The organism is Streptomyces sp. IBSBF 3136 (genome assembly GCF_036815105.1).
Classification (GTDB): Bacteria; Actinomycetota; Actinomycetes; order Streptomycetales; family Streptomycetaceae; genus Streptomyces.
On record NZ_JAJSZC010000157.1, the window covers coordinates 1 to 18,598 of the forward strand.

The 18,598-nt window shown below is 71.5% G+C and carries 16 protein-coding genes, 1 tRNA gene and 2 pseudogenes; 6 read left to right on the top strand and 13 right to left on the bottom strand.

What is annotated here, in order from left to right:
• Nucleotides 1-761, top strand: a 761-nt coding sequence (locus V7E45_RS27780; RefSeq protein ID WP_333776946.1) for an LppU/SCO3897 family protein, incomplete at its 5' end; no start/stop codon positions are given.
• Between the two features lie 335 nt (nucleotides 762-1,096).
• Here the strand turns inward: V7E45_RS27780 and V7E45_RS27785 are convergent.
• Nucleotides 1,097-1,194: pseudogene (locus V7E45_RS27785) on the bottom strand.
• A gap of 425 nt (nucleotides 1,195-1,619) precedes the next feature.
• Nucleotides 1,620-2,372, bottom strand: coding sequence for a hypothetical protein (locus V7E45_RS27790; protein ID WP_333776947.1), 753 nt, complete (start codon nucleotides 2,370-2,372; stop codon nucleotides 1,620-1,622).
• Nucleotides 2,373-2,542: 170 nt separating this feature from the next.
• Between V7E45_RS27790 and V7E45_RS27795 the strand changes: the two genes are divergently transcribed.
• Both V7E45_RS27795 and V7E45_RS27800 read left to right on the top strand, forming a co-directional pair.
• Nucleotides 2,543-2,614, top strand: a tRNA-Ser gene (locus V7E45_RS27795).
• Nucleotides 2,615-2,616: 2 nt separating this feature from the next.
• A complete protein-coding gene (locus V7E45_RS27800) occupies nucleotides 2,617-4,959 on the top strand; it encodes a hypothetical protein (protein WP_333776948.1) in 2,343 nt (780 codons plus the stop codon).
• 53 nt (nucleotides 4,960-5,012) lie between these two features.
• Here the strand turns inward: V7E45_RS27800 and V7E45_RS27805 are convergent, their stop codons facing one another.
• Nucleotides 5,013-5,501: a TetR/AcrR family transcriptional regulator gene (locus V7E45_RS27805; RefSeq protein WP_333776962.1), complete on the bottom strand. Its 489-nt coding sequence runs from the start codon at nucleotides 5,499-5,501 to the stop codon at nucleotides 5,013-5,015.
• A 190-nt stretch (nucleotides 5,502-5,691) separates the two neighbouring features.
• On the bottom strand, nucleotides 5,692-6,759 hold the full coding sequence (locus tag V7E45_RS27810; protein ID WP_333776949.1) for an alpha/beta fold hydrolase: 1,068 nt from the start codon (nucleotides 6,757-6,759) through the stop codon (nucleotides 5,692-5,694).
• Between the two features lie 336 nt (nucleotides 6,760-7,095).
• Between V7E45_RS27810 and V7E45_RS27815 the strand changes: the two genes are divergently transcribed.
• Entirely contained in the window at nucleotides 7,096-8,538 is a 1,443-nt protein-coding gene (locus tag V7E45_RS27815; RefSeq protein ID WP_333776951.1) for an aldehyde dehydrogenase, read from the top strand.
• 238 nt (nucleotides 8,539-8,776) lie between these two features.
• Here the strand turns inward: V7E45_RS27815 and V7E45_RS27820 are convergent, their stop codons facing one another.
• The 4 genes from V7E45_RS27820 to V7E45_RS27835 all read right to left on the bottom strand — a co-directional run bounded on the left by V7E45_RS27820 (nucleotide 8,777) and on the right by V7E45_RS27835 (nucleotide 13,522).
• Complete coding sequence (locus V7E45_RS27820) at nucleotides 8,777-9,340, bottom strand: CGNR zinc finger domain-containing protein (RefSeq protein WP_333776952.1); 564 nt, start codon at nucleotides 9,338-9,340, stop codon at nucleotides 8,777-8,779.
• Between the two features lie 134 nt (nucleotides 9,341-9,474).
• Nucleotides 9,475-11,133: an ABC-F family ATP-binding cassette domain-containing protein gene (locus V7E45_RS27825; protein WP_333776953.1), complete on the bottom strand. Its 1,659-nt coding sequence runs from the start codon at nucleotides 11,131-11,133 to the stop codon at nucleotides 9,475-9,477.
• Nucleotides 11,134-11,225: 92 nt separating this feature from the next.
• Nucleotides 11,226-12,863, bottom strand: a complete 1,638-nt coding sequence (abc-f, locus tag V7E45_RS27830; protein ID WP_333776954.1) for a ribosomal protection-like ABC-F family protein — start codon at nucleotides 12,861-12,863, stop codon at nucleotides 11,226-11,228.
• 218 nt (nucleotides 12,864-13,081) lie between these two features.
• On the bottom strand, nucleotides 13,082-13,522 hold the full coding sequence (locus V7E45_RS27835; RefSeq protein WP_333776955.1) for a hypothetical protein: 441 nt from the start codon (nucleotides 13,520-13,522) through the stop codon (nucleotides 13,082-13,084).
• A gap of 207 nt (nucleotides 13,523-13,729) precedes the next feature.
• Between V7E45_RS27835 and V7E45_RS27840 the strand changes: the two genes are divergently transcribed.
• Entirely contained in the window at nucleotides 13,730-14,170 is a 441-nt protein-coding gene (locus V7E45_RS27840) for a hypothetical protein (protein WP_333776956.1), read from the top strand.
• Here the strand turns inward: V7E45_RS27840 and V7E45_RS27845 are convergent.
• From V7E45_RS27845 to V7E45_RS27865, 5 genes and pseudogenes are all read right to left on the bottom strand, one after another.
• Entirely contained in the window at nucleotides 14,157-14,561 is a 405-nt protein-coding gene (locus V7E45_RS27845; protein ID WP_333776957.1) for an alpha/beta fold hydrolase, read from the bottom strand. The genes V7E45_RS27840 and V7E45_RS27845 overlap by 14 nt on opposite strands.
• A 33-nt stretch (nucleotides 14,562-14,594) precedes the next feature.
• A pseudogene (locus V7E45_RS27850) lies at nucleotides 14,595-15,062 on the bottom strand (alpha/beta fold hydrolase).
• 277 nt (nucleotides 15,063-15,339) lie between these two features.
• A complete protein-coding gene (locus V7E45_RS27855; protein ID WP_333776958.1) occupies nucleotides 15,340-16,488 on the bottom strand; it encodes an enolase C-terminal domain-like protein in 1,149 nt (382 codons plus the stop codon).
• The gene (locus V7E45_RS27860) at nucleotides 16,488-16,727 is read right to left on the bottom strand and encodes a hypothetical protein (protein ID WP_333776959.1); all 240 of its coding nucleotides are present in this window, start codon (nucleotides 16,725-16,727) and stop codon (nucleotides 16,488-16,490) included. Before V7E45_RS27860 ends, V7E45_RS27855 begins: the two co-directional genes overlap by 1 nt.
• 167 nt (nucleotides 16,728-16,894) lie before the next feature.
• Nucleotides 16,895-17,563, bottom strand: a complete 669-nt coding sequence (locus tag V7E45_RS27865) for a lysophospholipid acyltransferase family protein (protein WP_333776960.1) — start codon at nucleotides 17,561-17,563, stop codon at nucleotides 16,895-16,897.
• Between the two features lie 341 nt (nucleotides 17,564-17,904).
• On the opposite strand from V7E45_RS27865, the gene V7E45_RS27870 reads away from it, so the two are divergent.
• On the top strand, nucleotides 17,905-18,309 hold the full coding sequence (locus tag V7E45_RS27870; protein ID WP_333776961.1) for a DUF6416 domain-containing protein: 405 nt from the start codon (nucleotides 17,905-17,907) through the stop codon (nucleotides 18,307-18,309).
• The last annotated feature ends 289 nt before the right edge of the window (nucleotides 18,310-18,598 follow it).

Sequence of the window (18,598 nt, forward strand, 5' to 3'; positions counted from 1 at the left end):
CCCCGCACCCCGCCCACCCGCAGACGCCGGGGCCGTACCAGCCGCCTGCGGGGCCCTACACGCAGGCGCCGGGACCGTACGCCCCGGCACCGGTGCCGTACCCGCAGGCTCCCGGGCCCTACCCGCTCGCGGCCGCCTGCCAGGTGTGCGGGGCCGCGCCTGCCGCGCCGGTGACGGTCCGGGGCCACCAGGGCATGGTGGTCGTCATGCGGTTCCTGCGGCGCCAGGGGGCGTTCTGCCGCACCTGCGCGCTGGCGTCCTTCAGGGACATGCAGGCGGACACGATGGTGATGGGCTGGTGGGGCCCGCTGTCGGTGCTCATCACCCCCTTCGTGCTGCTGGCCAACCTCAGTGCCCTGTCCGGCATCCGGCGCATCCCCGGGCCGGTCACGCCCGGGTGGCGGCCCCCGTTGGACCCGGGCAAGCCGGTGTTCCGGCGGCCGGCCGGTATCCTGGCCCTCGTCCCGCTGGGCCTGCTCGGCCTCGTTGTGCTCGCCGTGCCGCTGCTCATGCTGGTCGGCATGCTGGCGGGGCCGGACGGCGGCGACGGCCACCCGACCCTGACCGCCGGCTCGTGCGCCCGCAACGATGCCCCCTGGCCCGAGCAGAGCCTCAGGCCGGTCGGCTGCGGCTCCCCTGAGGCGCAGTACCGCGTCGTCGACCCGACGGACGGCCCCTGCGCGTCCCGGGACTACGCCGCCGACCCGGAGTACAGCGAGGACGGCGTCACGAGCCTGTGCCTGCACGCGCTGAAGCGCTAGCGGGCGGCCGCCTCCACCGCCCGGTCGTCCCGTGTCGCGGGCCGGACCGTGTGCCGCCCCGGCCGCTCGCGGCGGCAGGTCCCGTACCCGACCCGCTGGAGAGCACCCGTGACACGTGCAGCCGACCCGGCTTCCGTAATAGGGGGCCGGATCTGCTGCACATGGCCATCGGGGCTTCTCATCAGGAACGAGGCTTCACAAGCCGCTCTGCGTTACGGCGCGGTCGGGTCCCGGCACGCCGACGTGCAGTTGGCGGGTATCGATGAACAAGGTGAGACCACCGGGCAGGGGAGGGGAGACAGCCGGTGGGTCTGCTGTGCGTGCGTGGGGTGTTCTGGCGGAGAGGGCAGGATTCGAACCTGCGTGGGCCCCAAGGGGCCCGACCGTGAGCTGTGCTCGCTGGTCCCCGATCAACCACTCCGGGCACCTCTCCTCGTTCCCGGTCCGTCCTTTCGGGCGGCCCGTTCACATCCACAACACTGCCAGGCACCCCTGACACCCCCCTGACGCCCATCTGACACACGCTGACCATCCGGCCGTGGACGGGTCCTACCGCGGCAGGCGGCCCAGCCCTGGCCATGCTCCCCACCGGGGACGCCCCGACTCCCGGCCCGGCCCACACAACCCCGATCGGACGCCGCCCACTTCGCCCTGGGCCGCCCTGTCCCAGCCGCCACGTCCGGCTGCGCGCCACTGCCAGAAGCCTGGCCCGCCTCGCGGGCGTGAAGGCACAACCGACCGGCCGGCCCCCTCGCCGCCGTCTCGCGTCCAGCGCTGACCGCGCCGTGGTGCCGTTGCCGCCGGTCATCAGCGGATCCGACCCGTCGCTGAGGCGATCGGGCGCGCCGGGACGGATGCCTACGGAAGCTGGTCGTACGTCTTGAAGGTGTAAGAAGCGTCGTAGGCCATCAGGTTGCCGGTGGCCGCCGGCAGGCCGAGGCGTCTGCCGAGGAAGCCGGTCAGCGGTCCGCAGTGTTCGGGCGCGGGGGCGGCGAAGGTGTCGTCGTACGCCGAGAATTCGATCACCGGGGGGTCCTGGGAGACCCACTTCGAGGGTCCCGAGCGCTTCACCTGGAAGTCGACCGGCTCGCTCGCTCCGATGGCGCAGCTCTGCGGCAGCAGCGGGCTCCGCAGCCGGAACCGTAGGCTGAGCCGGCCGGTGTAGAAGTCCGAGCGTCCGCCGTACTCCGGCTGTATCGACAGGGCCGTGATCGGGGCGTGCGCACCGGCCGGGGTGCCGGTCAGGCCGCCTGGTACGGCGGTGGGCGCGCTGTGCATCGCGCCCCACACCCCTCCGTCGGTGCCGTCCGGCAGGGGGCCTTCGGCGTGCGTCATGGTGATCGGTGCGAGCGTCAGCGTGATCTTGCCCATGGTCAGCTGCGGCGTGGCCGTGTGCACTTCGCATCTCCAACGTGCCGGGTCCACGCCCTCGGGAAGCGCCGGGCAGTCGGCGTAGTCAGTGGCGGACTGGGTGCCGGCCGCGGGCGCGGCGTAGGCGGCGCCCGAGGCCCAGACCCCGGCCACGCCCGCCAGGAGAGCGGCAGCGGTGACGGGAGCGGCGAGGCGGCGGAGGAATGAGGGACCGCTGTGAGCGGCGGGGGATTTCGACATGTCATCAGCGTGCCGCCGCGTCCCACCGGCCACATCGGTGACTTCCCCTAACGCGACCCGGACACGTCCCTGACGGGGCATCAGGGTGTGCGGCCATCGCCAGGCATGACGGCGCCGGATGGCGAAAACACTTTGTGGGGGCGGACCTTCGCCGCCTACTGTCGGCTCATCGACGTGTAGCTCAGCAGCAGAGCACCGGGCTTGAGACCCGGAGGGCGCGGGGGCGGGACCCGCCACGTCGGCTATGAACGACGACGCTGAGCAGCAGCACCTTGCCCAGGCGAACCCCGGCTACGCGGCCGGTCAGCTGGCCGCCGCGTTCCGCACGGCCGCCGCACACCCGGACCCGGAGACCCGCCGGCGCGGCGCGGAACGTGGGCGCAGGTGGCGTGCGGTGCTGGACGGCATGGCGAACGGCCTGCTGACGATCGGTTCCCGTGCGCCCGTCGCCGGCCTGCCCGCGTGGGTCACGCCCGAGGTGGTCCGGGGCGGCTTCGCCACCGGCGAGCCGAGCGCGGGCGGACCGCTGCTCGACCACGAGATCGCCACCGCGCGGCGCGCCGGTGTGCCCGAGAACCGGCGGGCGCTGTTCGCGTACTTCCTGTCCGACGACGGGCTCGCGCAGCTCCACGGCCTGCTCGACAGCGGTCGCTACGAGGTGACCGTTCCCGAGGAGGCCGCACTGCTCACCGTCGCCTGGCTGGCCCGGGCCGGGGAGCCGGCCGCCGCGCTCGACCTGGTGGAGGAACTCGCGCCGTTCGCCGACCGGCTCCGATTCGGCCCGCGGCCGGCCGACCGGCCCGCACCCCGCCCCGACGCCGTACACCGAAACACCGTCGCCGACGCCCGCGCGGCGCTCGCCGCACGCCGCCCCAACACGGCCGTCGAGACGCAGCGAGAGGCGCTTGCCGTCTGGCAGCCCTTCGGCGACGAACTGCTGGCGCACTGGCTGGAAGCGACCGACGAACAGGGACGCGTACACGTTCCCGGCCTCGCCGACCCCTGGCACGAGCGCTCCGCCGCGCTGCTGCACCGCTACCGCGAACTCGCCCGGCGCCACACGTACTGCACCAAGCATCTGAGGCCCCAGGAGAACCTGGGCATTCTGCGCGGCGCGCTGGAGGAGACCGTCGGCGCACGGGAGCTCGCGCCGCGGCGGCTCGGGCTGCTGCGGCACGCCGTCGCCGCCATGGTCCGCAAGCGCGGGCTGCCCGGCTCCGCCGAGCACACCACCCTGCGCCGGCGGCAGGCCGCCCATGCCGCGCTGCCCTCGCACCACGCGCTGGCCGGGGTCGTGCTGGGTCGCCTGTCCGACCTGCCGCGGCACGCCGGGGTCGCCGAGGTGGAGTCCGTGCTGGCCCCGGTGAGCGAACGGGAGGCGCACCAGACGGGTGTGCCCGCGGGCGCCGTCGTCCCCGCCGCCGTGCGCCGGCCCGTGGAGGCGGCGCTCAGTGCACCCGTCGGCACTCTTGTGGAGCGAGGCGTCGTACCGTCGGCGGAGGTCCTGGCCGAACTGGTCCCACAGGTCGTCGCCGCCACCACCGCCGAGGCTCACCGCGACCCGGCCCTCCGGTCGCTGGCCACCGCCCACTACCAGGCCTTCCGCAACCGCCGTTCCCTGCTGCTGTTCGACCTCCAGCGGCAGGTCCGCATCGAGGAACTGCCCTGGGTACGAGCCGTGGCTGCCCAGCGGGCCGGCTCCGGCACGGAAGAGGCCGCGGTCGAGGCATTGCGGCAGCTCGGCGGACTCGCGGTGCGCGCCTTCCCGGGGACGATCCTGCCCAACCCGCTGATCCGTGAGCTGGCGGTGCTGGCCCGCCAGGCAGAGCTGGGCGCGCCCCTGGTGGAGGAACTCGCGGCCGACATCTTCATGGGCACGTTCGCTCCGAAGTTCCTCACCGCCGCACGGGTCGCGGCAGAACTCCTCGGCGGCGGCTCGCTGTACGAGCGGTACTACGCCATCGACTACGCGGCGGTACGCAACCTCGCCGTCGTCGAGGCGGCCGAGTCGTCCCTCCGGTCGCAGAGGGCCCGTACGTCCGCCGGGTTCGCCGCGCTGTGCCGGCAGCGGGCGGCGGAATTCGCGCCGGGCTCGGGGCGGTCCGGCTCCTGGGTCGCGGGGAACGGCACGGTGATCGAGCAGGCGCAGATCCTCACCACCCACAACCTGGCCACCCTGGTTCACAGGGTCGGCATCGATCCCGGCACGGGCTGGGACGACCTGGTCCAGCGCTCCTTCGCCACGGTGTGCCGGTTGACCGGACGTGTCCACCACAACCCGCGGCCGCTCGGCACCATCAAGGACGCCGCCTACGCCTGGCGGCAGATGGTGTTCTACCTGTCCCTGTGCCCGACGGACCAGCAGCGAGGCACCCTGGCCGGCATCGGCGAGATGTGCGCGCAGCAGCCGTGGCACATCGCCGGACGGCTCACGCCCGCCCTCACCGGCCTCCGCCAGGTCCTGTTCGGCGGGCAGGTGGACGACGGCGCCGGCCGCCGTCTGCTGGGCTGGAGCACGGGCGGCCACTGGCTGCGGGAGGAGCCGACTCCCGGTACGCCGGCGCACCGGGCGGTGCGACGGCAGTGACTCCGTTCGGCCTCGCCGTCCGCCGGGGAAGCGCCAACCGGTACGTCGGTGGGTCAGGGTGTCCCGAGCCCGTTCAGCAAGGTGTCGACGACGACGTCCGCCGCCTGGCCCGCGCTCAGTCGGGGAAACTGTCGGGAGACGAGGTGCATCAGTTGGGGGAGGAGTGCGCCGGCCCAGCCCTCGGGGAGGTCGGGGCGCAGGAGGCCTTCGTTCGTGGCGCGTCGGAGGAAGGTGTCGACTTCGCGCGCCGAGGCGTCGCGGCGGGCGCGGACGTCGTCGTCGGCGAGCATGCGGGTGAGGTCGACCGGCCAGGTGCGGTTGACGGCGACGATGTTCTCGACGTAACGGTGCAGGGCCACGGCGACGGGGGCTTCGCGGAGCCGGGCGTCTTCGATGGCGCGCTCGATGGCCGTGAGGCGGGATTCGTAGATGGCGGCCAGGAGGTCTTCGCGGGAGGCGAAGCGGCGGTAGACGGTGCGTCGGTCCACGCCTGCCTCGCCGGCGATGCTCGCGATGCTTGCGCCGGGGTCGGCAGCGAGCATGCGAGCTCCCGTGGTCAGGACGGCTTCCAGATTGCGCGCTGCGTCGGCTCTCACCGCCCCGAGTGTAGTGGCCGACTGTGCAGTCTGGGACACGTAGCGCCTCTGTGGAGTGGAGCCCTAGATGAGAAGTGCTACATGTAAGAGACAGGTGACGGCTGTGGTGCTGGAGGGGTAGCCCCTCCGCCGAATCTCAGAGGCGGTCGGCGTCGACCACGGCCTGGGCGAAGACGGTCGGCGCTTCCTGGGGGAGGTTGTGGCCGATGTTCGCGATGGTGCGGTGCTCGTAGGGGCCGGTGAAGTGGTCGCGGTAGGTGGAGCCGTCGCCGGGTGGCGTGAAGGGGTCCAGGGCAGGGTCGAGGGTGATGGTGGGCACGGCGATGGGAGGCTGGGCCGCGAGCTGCTTCTCGTAGCGGTCGTAGCGGCGCTCACCCTCCACCAAGCCGATGCGCCAGTTGTAGTTGAAGAGGACGATGGCGGCGTAGTCGGGGTTCTTGAAGGCCTGGGCGGTGCGTTCGAAGGTGGCGTCGTCGAAGTCCCAGTTGGGGGAGACGAGGGTCCACACATAGCGGCACAGCGCGATGCGTTGCTCGACGTTCTCCATGGCCTTCTTGCCGCGGTCGGTGGCGAAGTACCACTGGTACCACCAGTTGTGCTCCACGGCCGGGGGCGCGGGCTCGAGCTGAGCGCTGACCTTCGTGATCACGTAACCGCTTGTCGATACGAGGGACTTGACGCGCTCGGGCCACAGCGCGGCGATGATGTCGGCGGTGCGTGAGCCCCAGTCGAACCCGGCGAGGACGGCCTTTTCGATCTTGAGTGCGTCCATCAGGGCGATGATGTCCAGCGCGACGGCGGACTGCTCGGCGGTGCGGGGAGTGTGGCGGGACAGGAAGCGGGTGCTGCCGTGGCCGCGCAGGTAAGGGACGATGACGCGGTACCCCCGGTCGGCCAGGAGCGGGGCGACGTCGACGTAGCTGTGGATGTCGTACGGCCAGCCGTGCAGGCAGACGACGACCGGGCCGTGGGCGGGGCCGACCTCCGCGTAGCCGATGTCGAGCAGGCCCGCTTTGACCTGCTTGATCGTGCCGAACTCGGCCTGGGTGCCGGCAGTGATGGTCGGGACGATGGGTCCGGAAGCGCCTCCCGCCTGTCGCGTGGCGCCCGCGGCGGATGCGCCGGCCTGCATGCCGGACAGCGAGACCGCGGCCGCGCCGGTGCCCAGACCGACGGCCTTGCTGAAGGTGCGCCTGTTGATCATGAAAAGCCTTCCGTCATGCGATTCCGGTGACTTGAATCGACCTGATCCGACGCGGCCGAGCCTGGGAAACGTGGCCGCCCTGTCCGCGGTGTGTGACCTGGCTGCCCTTGCCCTGATGACCCTTGCACGGCCCGCGTCACCTGTCAAAGGGGTGACGTTTTCGCCCTGCGCACCGCATCAGCCCTCACTCTAGAAAGGTACCTCTCGTGTGCAGGAAGGTGCCCGCCAGGGGCACGCTTATGTGCAGCTAAGCATAAGAAGTGCTACGTTGATGTGACAGTTCATTTGTCGCTCATACGCCGAGCGAGCCAATCGAAAGCACCTGAGGAGAAGCACGTGATCATCTACGACCGGCTCTTCATCGCAGGCTTCTGGGTCAAGCCCAGCGACCCCGAGCTGCTCGACATCGCCTCGCCGCACGACCGGTCCGTTGTCGGCCGTGCCGCCCAGGCGCAGCCGGCCGACGTCGACCGTGCGCTCGACGCGGCGCGGGAGTCCTTCGAGTCGGGCGAGTGGCGGCAGACCTCTGCGACCCGGCGAATCGCGGTGCTCCGGCAGTTCAACGCCCTCCGCGAGGAGAACGCGGAGAGGATCGCGCACCTGATCTCGCTGGAGAACGGCTCGGCCGAGTGGTTCACCCGAGCTGGGCAGCCCGGCCTCACGCGGCAGGCGAACGCCTATCTGAAGGCGGCGGAGGAGTTCGGTTGGGAGGAGACGCTCGCGCCCTCCGACCCCGCGTCCCCGGTGCGCAGTGTGGTGCGCCGTGAGCCGGTCGGTGTCGTGGCCGCGGTCATTCCGTGGAACTCGCCTTTCTCCTCGGCCACTTCGAAGATCATTCCTGCCCTGCTCGCCGGTAACTCCGTGGTCCTGAAGGTGTCCCCGGAGAACTCGCTGAGCATGGGCTTTCTCGCCGAGCTGCTGGAACGGGTGGGTCTGCCCGAGGGTGTGATCAGCGTTCTGCCCGCGGACCGGGAGACCAGCGAATACCTGGTGTCGCACCGGGAGGTCGACAAGATCGCGTTCACCGGCTCAACGCGGGCCGGACGCCGTATCGCCGCGATCGCCGGCGAGCAGCTCAAGCGGGTCAGTCTGGAGTTGGGTGGCAAGTCCGCCGCGATCATCCTCCCTGACGCCGACGTCGAGAAGGCCGTCGCGGGCCTCAAGTTCGGCTCCCTGCTCAACAATGGCGAGTCCTGCATCGCCCAGACCCGGATCCTGGCCCCGCGCAGCCGCTACGAGGAGGTCGTGGCCGGGCTGAAGGACATGGTGGAGTCGCTGAAGGTCGGCGACCCGGCTGACCCCGACACCTTCATCGGCCCGATGATCCGCCCCGACCAGCAGGAGCGGGTCCGCGGCTATATCCGGCTGGGCATCGAGGAGGGTGCCCGCCTGGTCACCGGTGGCCCGCAGGTCCCGGAGGGCCTGGAGAAGGGCAACTACGTCACGCCCACCGTCTTCGCGGACGTCGACAACTCCATGCGGATCGCGCAGGAGGAGATCTTCGGCCCGGTCCTGGTGGTCATCGCCTACGACGACGAGGACGATGCCGTGCGTATCGCCAACGACTCCGAGTACGGCCTCTCCGGCGGAGTCTGGTCCGCCGACGAGGAACACGCGCTGGCCGTCGCCCGCCGCGTCCGCACCGGCACCGTCACCGTCAACGGCGCCTCAGTCGCCTTCGACGGCCCGTTCGGTGGCTTCAAGGCGAGCGGCATCGGCCGCGAGTACGGGGCGGTCGGCCTCGGCACGTACACCGAGTACAAGACCATCACCGTCTGACGGTGACCGGCCGGGCGAACGGCCGGCGACAGAGAACCGTACGCACCAGCCGGGGCGACCGGTCACGGCAGTCGGCTGCACCGCCGTTGTCGACGTCCGGGAGAGGGCCGGAGCGGCGGGCGTGTCCGTACTCCAAGGTCGCCCGCGAACGCCGATCGCGGTGCGGCCGCCGACCCTCCCGGCCGCGCCGGGACCACCGGATCACCGCGCGTGCCAGCCACGTCGACCGCGTGCGAGATCAGCGCGAAGCCGCCGCGGGGGCCGTCCTCTTGCGTGCCCGGTACGCCGCCGCCTTGATCTTGTTGCCGCAGGACTCCATGCCGCACCACTGGCGCCGCATGCCCCGGGAGCGGTCGATGTAGACCCGGGTGCACTCGGGGTTGCCGCACTCCTTCAGCAGGGGGACGTCCGGGCCGCTGAGCAGTTCGACGGCCTGGCGGGCGACGGTGGCGAGAGCCTGCTCGGGGGTCGCCTCCGTGTGCCGGCCGCCCAGGGTCAGCTGCGGAGTCGCGGGCGTCTTGCGCGCGGCGCTGTTGAGCACGGCGAGAGCCTCCCGGTCGAACTCCTCGCCGAGACGCCTGCCGGTGACGAGGTGGTAGATGGCCTCGCGGACCGTGGTCGCCTCCTGGACGTCGTCCTCTCCGGCGGGCGTGATCGTGTCGACCAGACCGGACTCCACGTACCAGGCGTTGAGCCGCTCCGGCGTCGCGAACATCTCGAACCGGGTCGAGCGTCGGGCGCGGAGGGTGGCCGCGAAGTCGAGGGCCGGATTTCCGCATACGAAGACATGGTCAAGGTTCACATCACCATCTTGACGGGTGACTGCCCGGCCGTGCAACATCCGTCACCGCCTCGGCAGGTGTTCCTCACTGACCTGGGACGATGCCGTGTCCTCGCGCTGCCCCTGTCCTGCCGGACCGCCTGCCCCGGCGTCGACTACACCTCCCGTCCTGCCCCCAGCCGGATCTCCCGTCCCTGCCACCTCCTGCGCAGCCAGCGGTCATGGCTGGCCACCACGATCGCTCCCGGGCCGGTGCCCAGCGCCTCCTCCAGCTCGTCGCACAGGCGGGGGGAGAGGTGATTGGTCGGCTCGTCGAGCAGCAGCAACTGGGGCGGCCGGGCCGCCAGCAGCGCCAGCGCCAGCCGCCGACGCCGGCCCACGGACAGGTGTCCCACGGGTTTGTCCAGGTCGGCCTCATGCAACAGACCCAGGGAGTTGAGCGGTACCTTCTCCGCCCGCGCCGGGCCCAGCGCCAGCTCATACGTGTCCCGGACCGTACGCTCGCCCCGCTCGAACACCGTCTCCTGGGCCAGCAGCCCCACCGTCAGCCCGCCACGCCGCCGCACCTCACCCTCGGCCGCGAGAAGTCCCGCGAGCACCGCGAGCAGCGTGGACTTGCCAGCCCCGTTACCGCCGGTGATCAGCAACCGGTCCGTCGCCGACACCTTCAGGTCCTCCAGCGCGAGCCGCCCCGGCACCCGTACGTGCCGCAACGAGACCAGCGGCACCAGCCGAGGCGCGTGCTCCTCGCTGGGCGCGGCCAGGTCCCCGGCCGCCGCGAACCGCAGTGGGCGGGGCGGCTCGGGGACCTTGGCGCGCTCAAGTTCCGCCAGCCGCCGGGTGGCGTCGCGGACCCGGCGGGAGATCTGCTGCTGCACCCGGCCCGCTCGGTGGCCGTAGCCCATCTTCTCGTTGTCGGTACGGCCCCGGTCCGGCGCCACCCGGTGCGCGGTGACGCCGGCGGATTGCCGCAGTGCCGCCAGCTCCTCCTGCTCCTCGGCGTACCGCCGCTCCCAGCGCCCCCGCTCGGCGCGCTTCAGGGACAGATAGGCGCTGTAGCCGCCTCCGTAGCGGACCGGGCCGTCCACCGCCGGATCGAGGTCGATCAGATCGGTGCACACGGCGTCCAGGAACGCCCGGTCGTGGCTGGCGACGACCACCGTTCCGGGCAGATCCCGCAGCTGCTCCTCCACGAATGCGGCGGCGCCGTCGTCGAGATGGTTGGTCGGCTCGTCCAGCAGCAGTGCCGACGGCCGCCGTACGAGAAGGGCGGCCAGGGCCAGTCGGCCGCGCTGCCCGCCGGAGAGCGAACCGAGCGTGCGGTCGTGTCCGAACGCTCCCAGACCAAGGCTCTCCAGGACCAGGGACGCGCGACGGTCGGCATCCCAGGACTCCCGGTCCTGGGCCCGCTCCAGGCGCTTGCCGTAGGCGTCGAGGAGGGCCTGGTGGCGGGGATCGTCGGCCGGGACGCGGGCGAGTCCCTCGCCGAGGCGGTCCAGTTCCTCGAGGTCCTCCCGGGCCTCGCGCAGTGCCTCGTCCAGTACGGCGGCGATGGTGGTGCCACTGTCGTACGGCATCTCCTGGCGGAGGAGGCCGAGGTCGGGCGGGCGGGTGACGCTGCCGGCGTCGGGTTCGTCCACGCCGGCGAGCACCCGCAGCAGGGTGGTCTTGCCGACGCCGTTCTCCCCGATCAGGCCGATCCGATGTCCGGGGGAGGCGGTCAGGGAGATGCCGTCGAGGACGCGGCGGCCGCCCAGGTCACGGACGAGGTCGTGGGCGAGCAGCGCGGGCTGGGGACGTGTGGGCTGGGGCACGGGAAACCGTCCGACGTGTGGGTGATCGGCGATGGGTGAGGGGCCCGCCGGGCACGGAGCCTCGGACGCGGGCCACCGCTCTCACCGGCGGCTCACACGACGGGCGCTCCCGTCTCCTCCAACGCGCCGTCGGCCAGCCGCAGCCAGCGGCTCACCCCGATCTCGGCGAGGAACCGCTCGTCATGGCTGACCACCATGAACGCGCCCCGGTAGGAATTGAGCGCGCTTTCCAGCTGGCCCGCGCTGATGAGGTCGAGGTTGTTGGTCGGTTCGTCGAGCAGCAGCAGGTGGGGAGCCGGTTCGGCGCACAGCACGCAGGCCAAGGTGGCCCGCAGCCGCTCGCCGCCGGACAGCACCCCGACCGGCAGGTGGGCGCGCGCACCCCGGAAGAGGAACCGGGCGAGCAGGTTCATCCGCTCCGCCTCACCTCGCTCCGGCGCGAAAGCGGCGAAGTTCTCCGCAACCGTGCGGTCCAGCTCCAGCAGGTCCAGACGCTGCGAGAGGTAGGCGATCCGGCCGTCGTTGCGCCGGATCTCCCCGGCGTCCGGGACGAGATCGCCGGTGACCAGGCGCATCAGGGTGCTCTTCCCGGCACCGTTGGGACCGGTCAGCGCGATCCGCTCAGGCCCTCGGATGCTCAACTCCACGCCGTCCGGAACGAACACGTCGTGGTCCCCGAGACGAACACGCATCTTCTCACCGAGGAAGAGGGTGCGCCCGGCGGGGACTTGGGTGTCCGGCAGGTCGAGGGCGAGGCGCTGCTCCTCGCGCAGCGCGCGTCCGGCTTCGTCGAGCCGGGCCTTCGCCTCGCCGACGCGGGCCGCGTGCGTCTGGCCGGCGCGGCCCGCCGACTCCTGCGCGCCGCGCTTCATGTTGCCGGCGAAGATACGGGGCAGACCGGCGTTCTTGAGATTGCGGGCGGCGTTGCTCGCGCGGCGCTCGGCGCGCTCGCGGGCCTGCTGCATCTCCCGTTTCTCGCGCTTGAGTTCTTGCTCGGCGTTGCGGACGTTCTTCGCCGCGGCTTCCTGCTCGGCGCGCACGGTCTCCTCGTAGGCGGTGAAGTTCCCGCCGTAGAAGCGCAGTTCGTCGCTGTTCAGCTCGGCGATACGGTCCATGCGGTCGAGCAGGGCCCGGTCGTGGCTGACCAGCAGCAGGCAGCCGGTGAAGTCCGACAGCACGTCGTAGAGCTTGCGGCGGGCCTGGAGGTCGAGGTTGTTGGTGGGCTCGTCGAGCAGGAGAACGTCGGGCCGCCGTAGCAACTGGGCGGCGAGACCGAGGGATACGACCTGTCCGCCGCTGAGCGTGCTCAGAGAGCGGTCCAGGGTGAGGTCGGCCAGGCCCAGGCGGTCGAGTTGGGCGCGGGTGCGCTCCTCGATGTCCCAGTCGTCGCCGATGGCCGTGAAGTGCTCATCGCTGACGTCGCCGGACTCGACGGCGTCCAGGGCGCGGATCACCGCGGCGACGCCGAGCACTTCGGCGACCGTGAGGTCACCGGTCAGGGGGAGGCTCTGCGGGAGGTGGCCCAGTGTGCCATTGACCGCCAACGAGCCGCTGGTGGGACGGAGGTCACCGGCGATCAGCTTGAGCAGGGTGCTCTTGCCGGAGCCGTTGGGGGCGACCAGACCCGTGCGCCCGGCGGGCAGGGCGAAGGACAGGTCCTGGAGGACCGGGGTGTCATCGGGCCAGGCGAAAGACAGGCTCGAGCAGACGATGGACGCGACGTCGGACATGAACGTGACCTCGAACGGGTTGAGGGCAGAGCGCAGACCTCTGCCCCGGGCAGACGTGGGAAAAGTGGTACGACGAAACGGACCACCTCGGCGGCAGCGCTCCTGAGCGCCGGCCGGTGGCCGTCAGACCCGGGTCTCACCCCGAGATGTCGTCGTCACCCGCCACGTCTACGACTCCTCGTCCTCGATGCACGGCAGACGCCGACCCACGGTCGACGTCACCGACAGGGTAGCCCAGCCGCAAGGGGGCCCGCGAAGGACTTGCGCAGGGACGACGGCGCGACCAGGGGGAGCAGGGAGGCGAGCATCTTGCCCTTGAGCGTGCTCGGCTGCCGCGTCAGCTCGACCTCGACGCGCGTCCCGTCGCCCTCCGGGGTCATCTTGAAGACCCAGCCGCCACCGGCTCCGAAGAGCTTGGAGTCGAGGGTGGTGACGGTGACGGTGTCACCGCTCGGGTCCCACTCGTAGCGCGCCCGCTCCCAGGCGGTGGCGGTCCCCTCGGTGACCTCCGCCCATGTGGCGCCCAGCTCGTGGACCTCGAAGTGCTCGGCGTCGATGCTGGGCCAGGTCTCGGCGCGGGCGGGCGTGAAGTCGGTCAGCACCTCCAGCACCTCCTTCTGGCCGAGCCGGGAGACGAGTGCGAACCGTACGACTGTCATGGGGTGCCCTCACCGGTGCGTAACCGCTCTGACTGGTGACGTCAGGTTCCCAAGAGTTGCGTCACCTGTCAAGGCGGTTACTTTTGGAGCGGAGGTTCGCGGCGCGGGGCTCTATGTCGTCCGCAGCGGCCGGCAGGGCGACCTTCATGTCATGCGCTCACCACGAAGTTGTCCGCACTGGTGCGGGCCGCGTGGGCAGGTGAGGCGTTGGCGATGGACGAGGGGCTGACCGTGGTGACGCCGTATGTGACCCGGCTGTGCCGGCCGATCGCCCTGTCGGATTGCGAGGATGCCGTCCATGAGGCGCTCACCGCGGTCTTCGTCGGGATGCGGGGACTGCGCGATCCGCAGGGACGCCGACCGCAAACGCGCCCTGGTGGTGGGTCCCTTGGGCTGCCGCAGCGGCTTCGAGGTGCTGCTGGCTCCCGGCTGGTGTGGTGTCCGATGCAGTCACGATTCGTCGTGGGAGGCATGGTTGCCACACCGGAAGGCGACGGCACGCGCTTCGCCGTGCTCGGCGCCGCGCGTCCCGCCGCCCTGCGGCCGCTTCGGTGGGCGTACGCTCTCGTGGTCCGCCGCAGACGATCCTTCATCCGGAAGGTCGCACAGCGGGCGTCCTTGCGCCCGAAGTCGTTCAACGCCCCGTAGCGAACAGCTCCTTCATCGCTTCGGCGACCGCGTGGGGACTCTCCCGAGGCAGGAAGTGGCCGACGCCCGGCACGATCCGCACCGTGAGATCGTCCGCGTGGCCCTTGCCGCCGGCCAGCATGGACGGCGGCATCACGTTGTCCCGCTCACCTCCCAGCAACACGGTCGGAACGGTCAGCCGCTGCTCGCGCCACATGCCGCGCAGCAACGCCGGTATCTCCCGGATCACGTACTGGCAGAACAGGGCCTGCCCGGCATGCGCGCCGCCCTGTGCCGCGGCGCTGAACTCCGCGAGCTCACCGGCCTGCCAGAGCGACCGGTCGGCGACCTGGTGACGCAGCAGGAAGCGGGTGAACGCCGGCCAGTGGCGCAGCACGGCGCGGCCGACCACCGGATACTCGATGAAGGCGGTGTACCACTGCCGTCACAGGTTCGGCATGATGGCCCGGTGCCGGGCCCACGGGTGCGCCATGTTGAGCGCCAGGTAGCCGCTCAACCGCCCCGGTGCCCGCGGGCACAGCCGGAAGCCGACGTGAGCACCCCAGTCGTGCCCCACCAGATGCACGCGGTCGAGCCCGAGCACGTCCAGCAGCGCGAGCATGTCGTCGGCCAAGCCGTCGATGTCGTAGCCGCGCCGGGTCTGCTGCGACTAACCGAAGCCCCGCATGTCAGGGCAGATCAGTCGGTGTCCCGCGGCCGACTGGACGGCGACCCGGTGCCAGGCGAACCAGTGCTGCGGGAAGCCGTGCAGCAGCAGGACCGGGTCGCCTGTCCCGTACTCGGCGATGTGCATCCGGATGCCAAGCACCTCCGGCCAGCTGTGCTTCGCTCCTTCAGCGTGCGGGAGCGGTCTATCGATCGCGGCCGTCACCGACGTCGTGCTCGATGCCATGGGGAACACCTCTCGCCTTCGGCGGGTCTCCTGAAGGTCCGCTTCGGAATGCCAGGAGGCAGCGCGGAGCCAAAACGTTCCCCGGCAATCGGGTCGGTCGCCGAAGCGGTCAGGGGCCGGACCGATTGTGCGGTGTCCGGCTGCCGGCTGGTCACGACGGCCACCGCTGGGCAGTCATGCGATCACACGGCAGAGGGAGAATGGCGCGATCCGAGCCGCGCTCCCGTTGACGCGGGGCTTGGCGCGCCCACGGGAGCGAGCGAGGTTACGGGAAGGGCTACGACGTCGGTGTGCCGTGGACGCGGCAGCGCTCGGCGTCCGGCCATTTGATCTCCAGGCCGAGGCCGGGCCGGCCGGGGTCGGGCCGCAGGGCGCCGCCGTCGGGGGAGAGCGTGCCGTCGAACAGCAGGCGCTCGAACCGCACGTGGTCGTGGAAGTACTCCAGGTGCCGCGGCCGGCGCACGGCGCAGAAGGCGTGGGCCGAAACGGCCGGTGCGCAGTGGGCGGAGAGGTCCAGGTGGTGGGCGGCGGACAGGCCGGCCGTCTCCAGTAGGCCCGTGATGCCTCCGCAGCGGGTCACGTCGGCCTGCAGACAGTCCACGGCCCGGCCCTGCACGAGGTTGACGAAGTCCCGGATGGTGTACGCGTACTCGCCCGCCGCGATCTCCAGCCGCTCGGGGCCCCGCTCGCACAGCATGCGCAGGCCCTCCAGGTCGGCCGAGCTGACGGGCTCCTCGAACCGCCGCACGTCCCACTCCTCGTGGAACCGGCGCGCCCAGTACAGCGCCTGCTTGCGACCCAGCGCCCCGTTGGCGTCGGTGAAAACCTCCGGCTCGTCGCCGATGGCCTTGCGGACAGCGCCGAGACGCTGCGGGTCGCGCTCGGGGTTGCGGGACGTCTTCAACTTGACGCGCGGGATGCCCTGCTCGACCCAGCCGCCGAGCTGATCGGTGAGACGGTCCAGGGAGTAGTTCGTGAAACCTCCGCTGCCGTAGACCGGTACCCGGTCGTGGCAGGACGGGAGGAGATGGATCAGCGGCAGGTCGAGCAGCCGCGCTTTGAGGTCCCACAGAGCCACGTCCACGGCGGACACCGCCATGGCGCCGGCTCCGGGGCGGCCGGCGTTGCGGATCTGGCGGCCCATCAGTTCCCAGAGCCTCGGGGGCGAGGCGGCGCTCCGGCCGCGCACGACGTCCGCGAGTTGGGACTCGATGAAGGAGGCGACCGACACATCACCGTAGGTGTAACCGAGGCCCGTACGGCCGCCTGCGTGCACCCGCACCAGGACCATGGTGGTGGAGTCCCACTCCAGGGTCCCGTCCTCCTCCTTGCCGTCCGGGCCGTCGGTCGGCAGTTCGAAGGCGTGCACCTCGACCGAGTCGATCCGGCAGGACACCCCGTGGTCCCCGGTGTCCGCGGCGCTCATCAGTGCCGCCCGGTGAGGTCCGCGGCGACCTCGCTGAGCTTCCGCCGGGCGTCCCTGTCGGTGATGCGCACCCGCTCCGCGTCCCGGGTGAGCAGATCGACGGCGCTCTCGCCGCCCAGGGGCCGGAGCACCGTCGGGGACCGGGCGGGTGCGGTCTCTGCGGCCTTGACCGCAGTCGTCGCGATCGACAGCGGCTCGGCCGCAGTGGCCAGGACCGCCGTTTTGCTTGAATCTGCCATGACTCCCTCTTCACGCGCAGGTCACAGCCGGGATACCCGGGAGTCGGCTGTGCCATCCACGCCTCGCACGCCGCGGGTCCGCGTCTTCGCGGGGCGTCCCAGGTGGCGGCTCTCGGGTCCAGACGTCGCGTTGCGTAGCTCCGTAGCAGCGCGGGTCGGCGCGGTGATCAGCGCGACAAGGCAGGAGCGGAGGGCTCGCCCAGCCTGGCGGCGGCGGTCCGCCAGGCAGCAGTGACCGCGCTGTGTGCTTCTTCCGTGCCCTTGGCTCCGTCGCCGCCGAGGAGGATCGGTGTCCCGATGTGGACGTGCAGAGCCGGCCGGCGCAGCGGCGCCGTCGCGAGGCCCGCCATCTGCTTGACGGCGTTCCCCGAGGTGATCCGGCGGGCTCCCGCCTGGCCGACAGGGACGACGGGTGCACCGGTGCGCTCGGCAAGCCGTGCCAGGCCGGTGCGGAAGGCGCTGGGCGCGCTCTCGGCGGCATCCTTGCGCGTCGGCAGTCCGCCCTCACCGTAGATGAGCACCAGCCGGCCCTCGTCCAAGGCGGCCGCGGCGAGGTCGAGGCAACGGGCGGCGCGCCGGTCACGGCGGTGCACGGGGATGTGACCCTCACGGGCGAGTGCGCGGCCCAGCACGGGTATACGCCACAGTCCCGCGGCTGCCATGACGACCGGCTCGGCGTCGAGGCGGTGCAGCGCCGCGAGGACGACGGCGGGGTCGGCGAACGAGGTGTGGTTGGCGGCGATGATGCTGCCCGGTGCGAGGACGGTCCCGGGATCGGTGGTCACCGTGAGTCGGCCGACGGCCGGCATCAAGGTGTGGGCGAGGCGGCTGAGCATGTGGTCTCCCGGTCTCAATGATCAGGATCTCCATCCTGCAAGGCGGAATCCGGCCGGGCCTGAGCTCTCGTACTCAACTTCACCAGTGCCAGGCGCCCAATCCGGCAGCGCGAGCGACGGTGTGCTGCCGGGCGTCTTACGAGTTGGTGCGGGATAGCGGGTGAGGCGTGGTGCCAGGTGGATGGCATGATCCCGCGTACGGTCCCTCAGTTCTGTACGGTGCGTATGCCCCGCATACCGGCCGACGGGCCTGGATGCGAGGCCGACCCAGGAGCGCGGCAGGCCGAGGCTGGGTTTGGAAGGGCGGAGCGATGAGGCTCGAGGACGCACTTGGGGGCGGTATGACGGAGTACCTGGCTGAGGTTGATCCGCGATGGGCTGAGCACTCCGGTGAAGAGGGGCACTACGGTACGCCGGAATGGGGCCCGGAGGACTTGGAGCGCGCCGCGGTGTTCATGGCGGAGATCGCGCCCCAGGCGCGGCTGGTGTTGGAGTATCTGCTGCGCAACCCTGGCCGGAGGATCCACTGCACCGAGCTCGTGGACAAGGCCCTGGGCGGGCCCAACGAGGCCGATCCTGCTCGGCGCGTGGCAGGCGTGCTGTCCGGGATGAGCAAGGGACACGGCAATAGTGGGCGGCGGTTGCCGTTCTACTGGTGGGCGGCCCCCGAGGGGAGTGTCGGCGCGACGTACGCAGTCCGCCCCTCGGTGGCAGCGGTGTTCTCGGCCGCTTGGCTAGGCGAGTGACTTCACCGCCCCAGGTCCCGGAATCGCGTGTCTCGAGATGCGCGTTCCGGGCCTGACCACGACGGTGTTCGTCGTGCTCCGCGCTGGCAGCGACCGGGGGCTGAGCACTCCGCCGCGTCTCGGCCCTGGTGGGGGAACGCGGTCCCGCCGGCGACTGTCTGTCGTCCGTGCGTCATCGACGGGGCGCGTCTTCCAAGCGACGTGCTGTGGTCATCGGTCGGGTTGCGAGCGGGCGCCCGGCGCGGTGTGCCCTCCCCCACCAGGCGGCCCCCACGCCCGTCACTCCCGC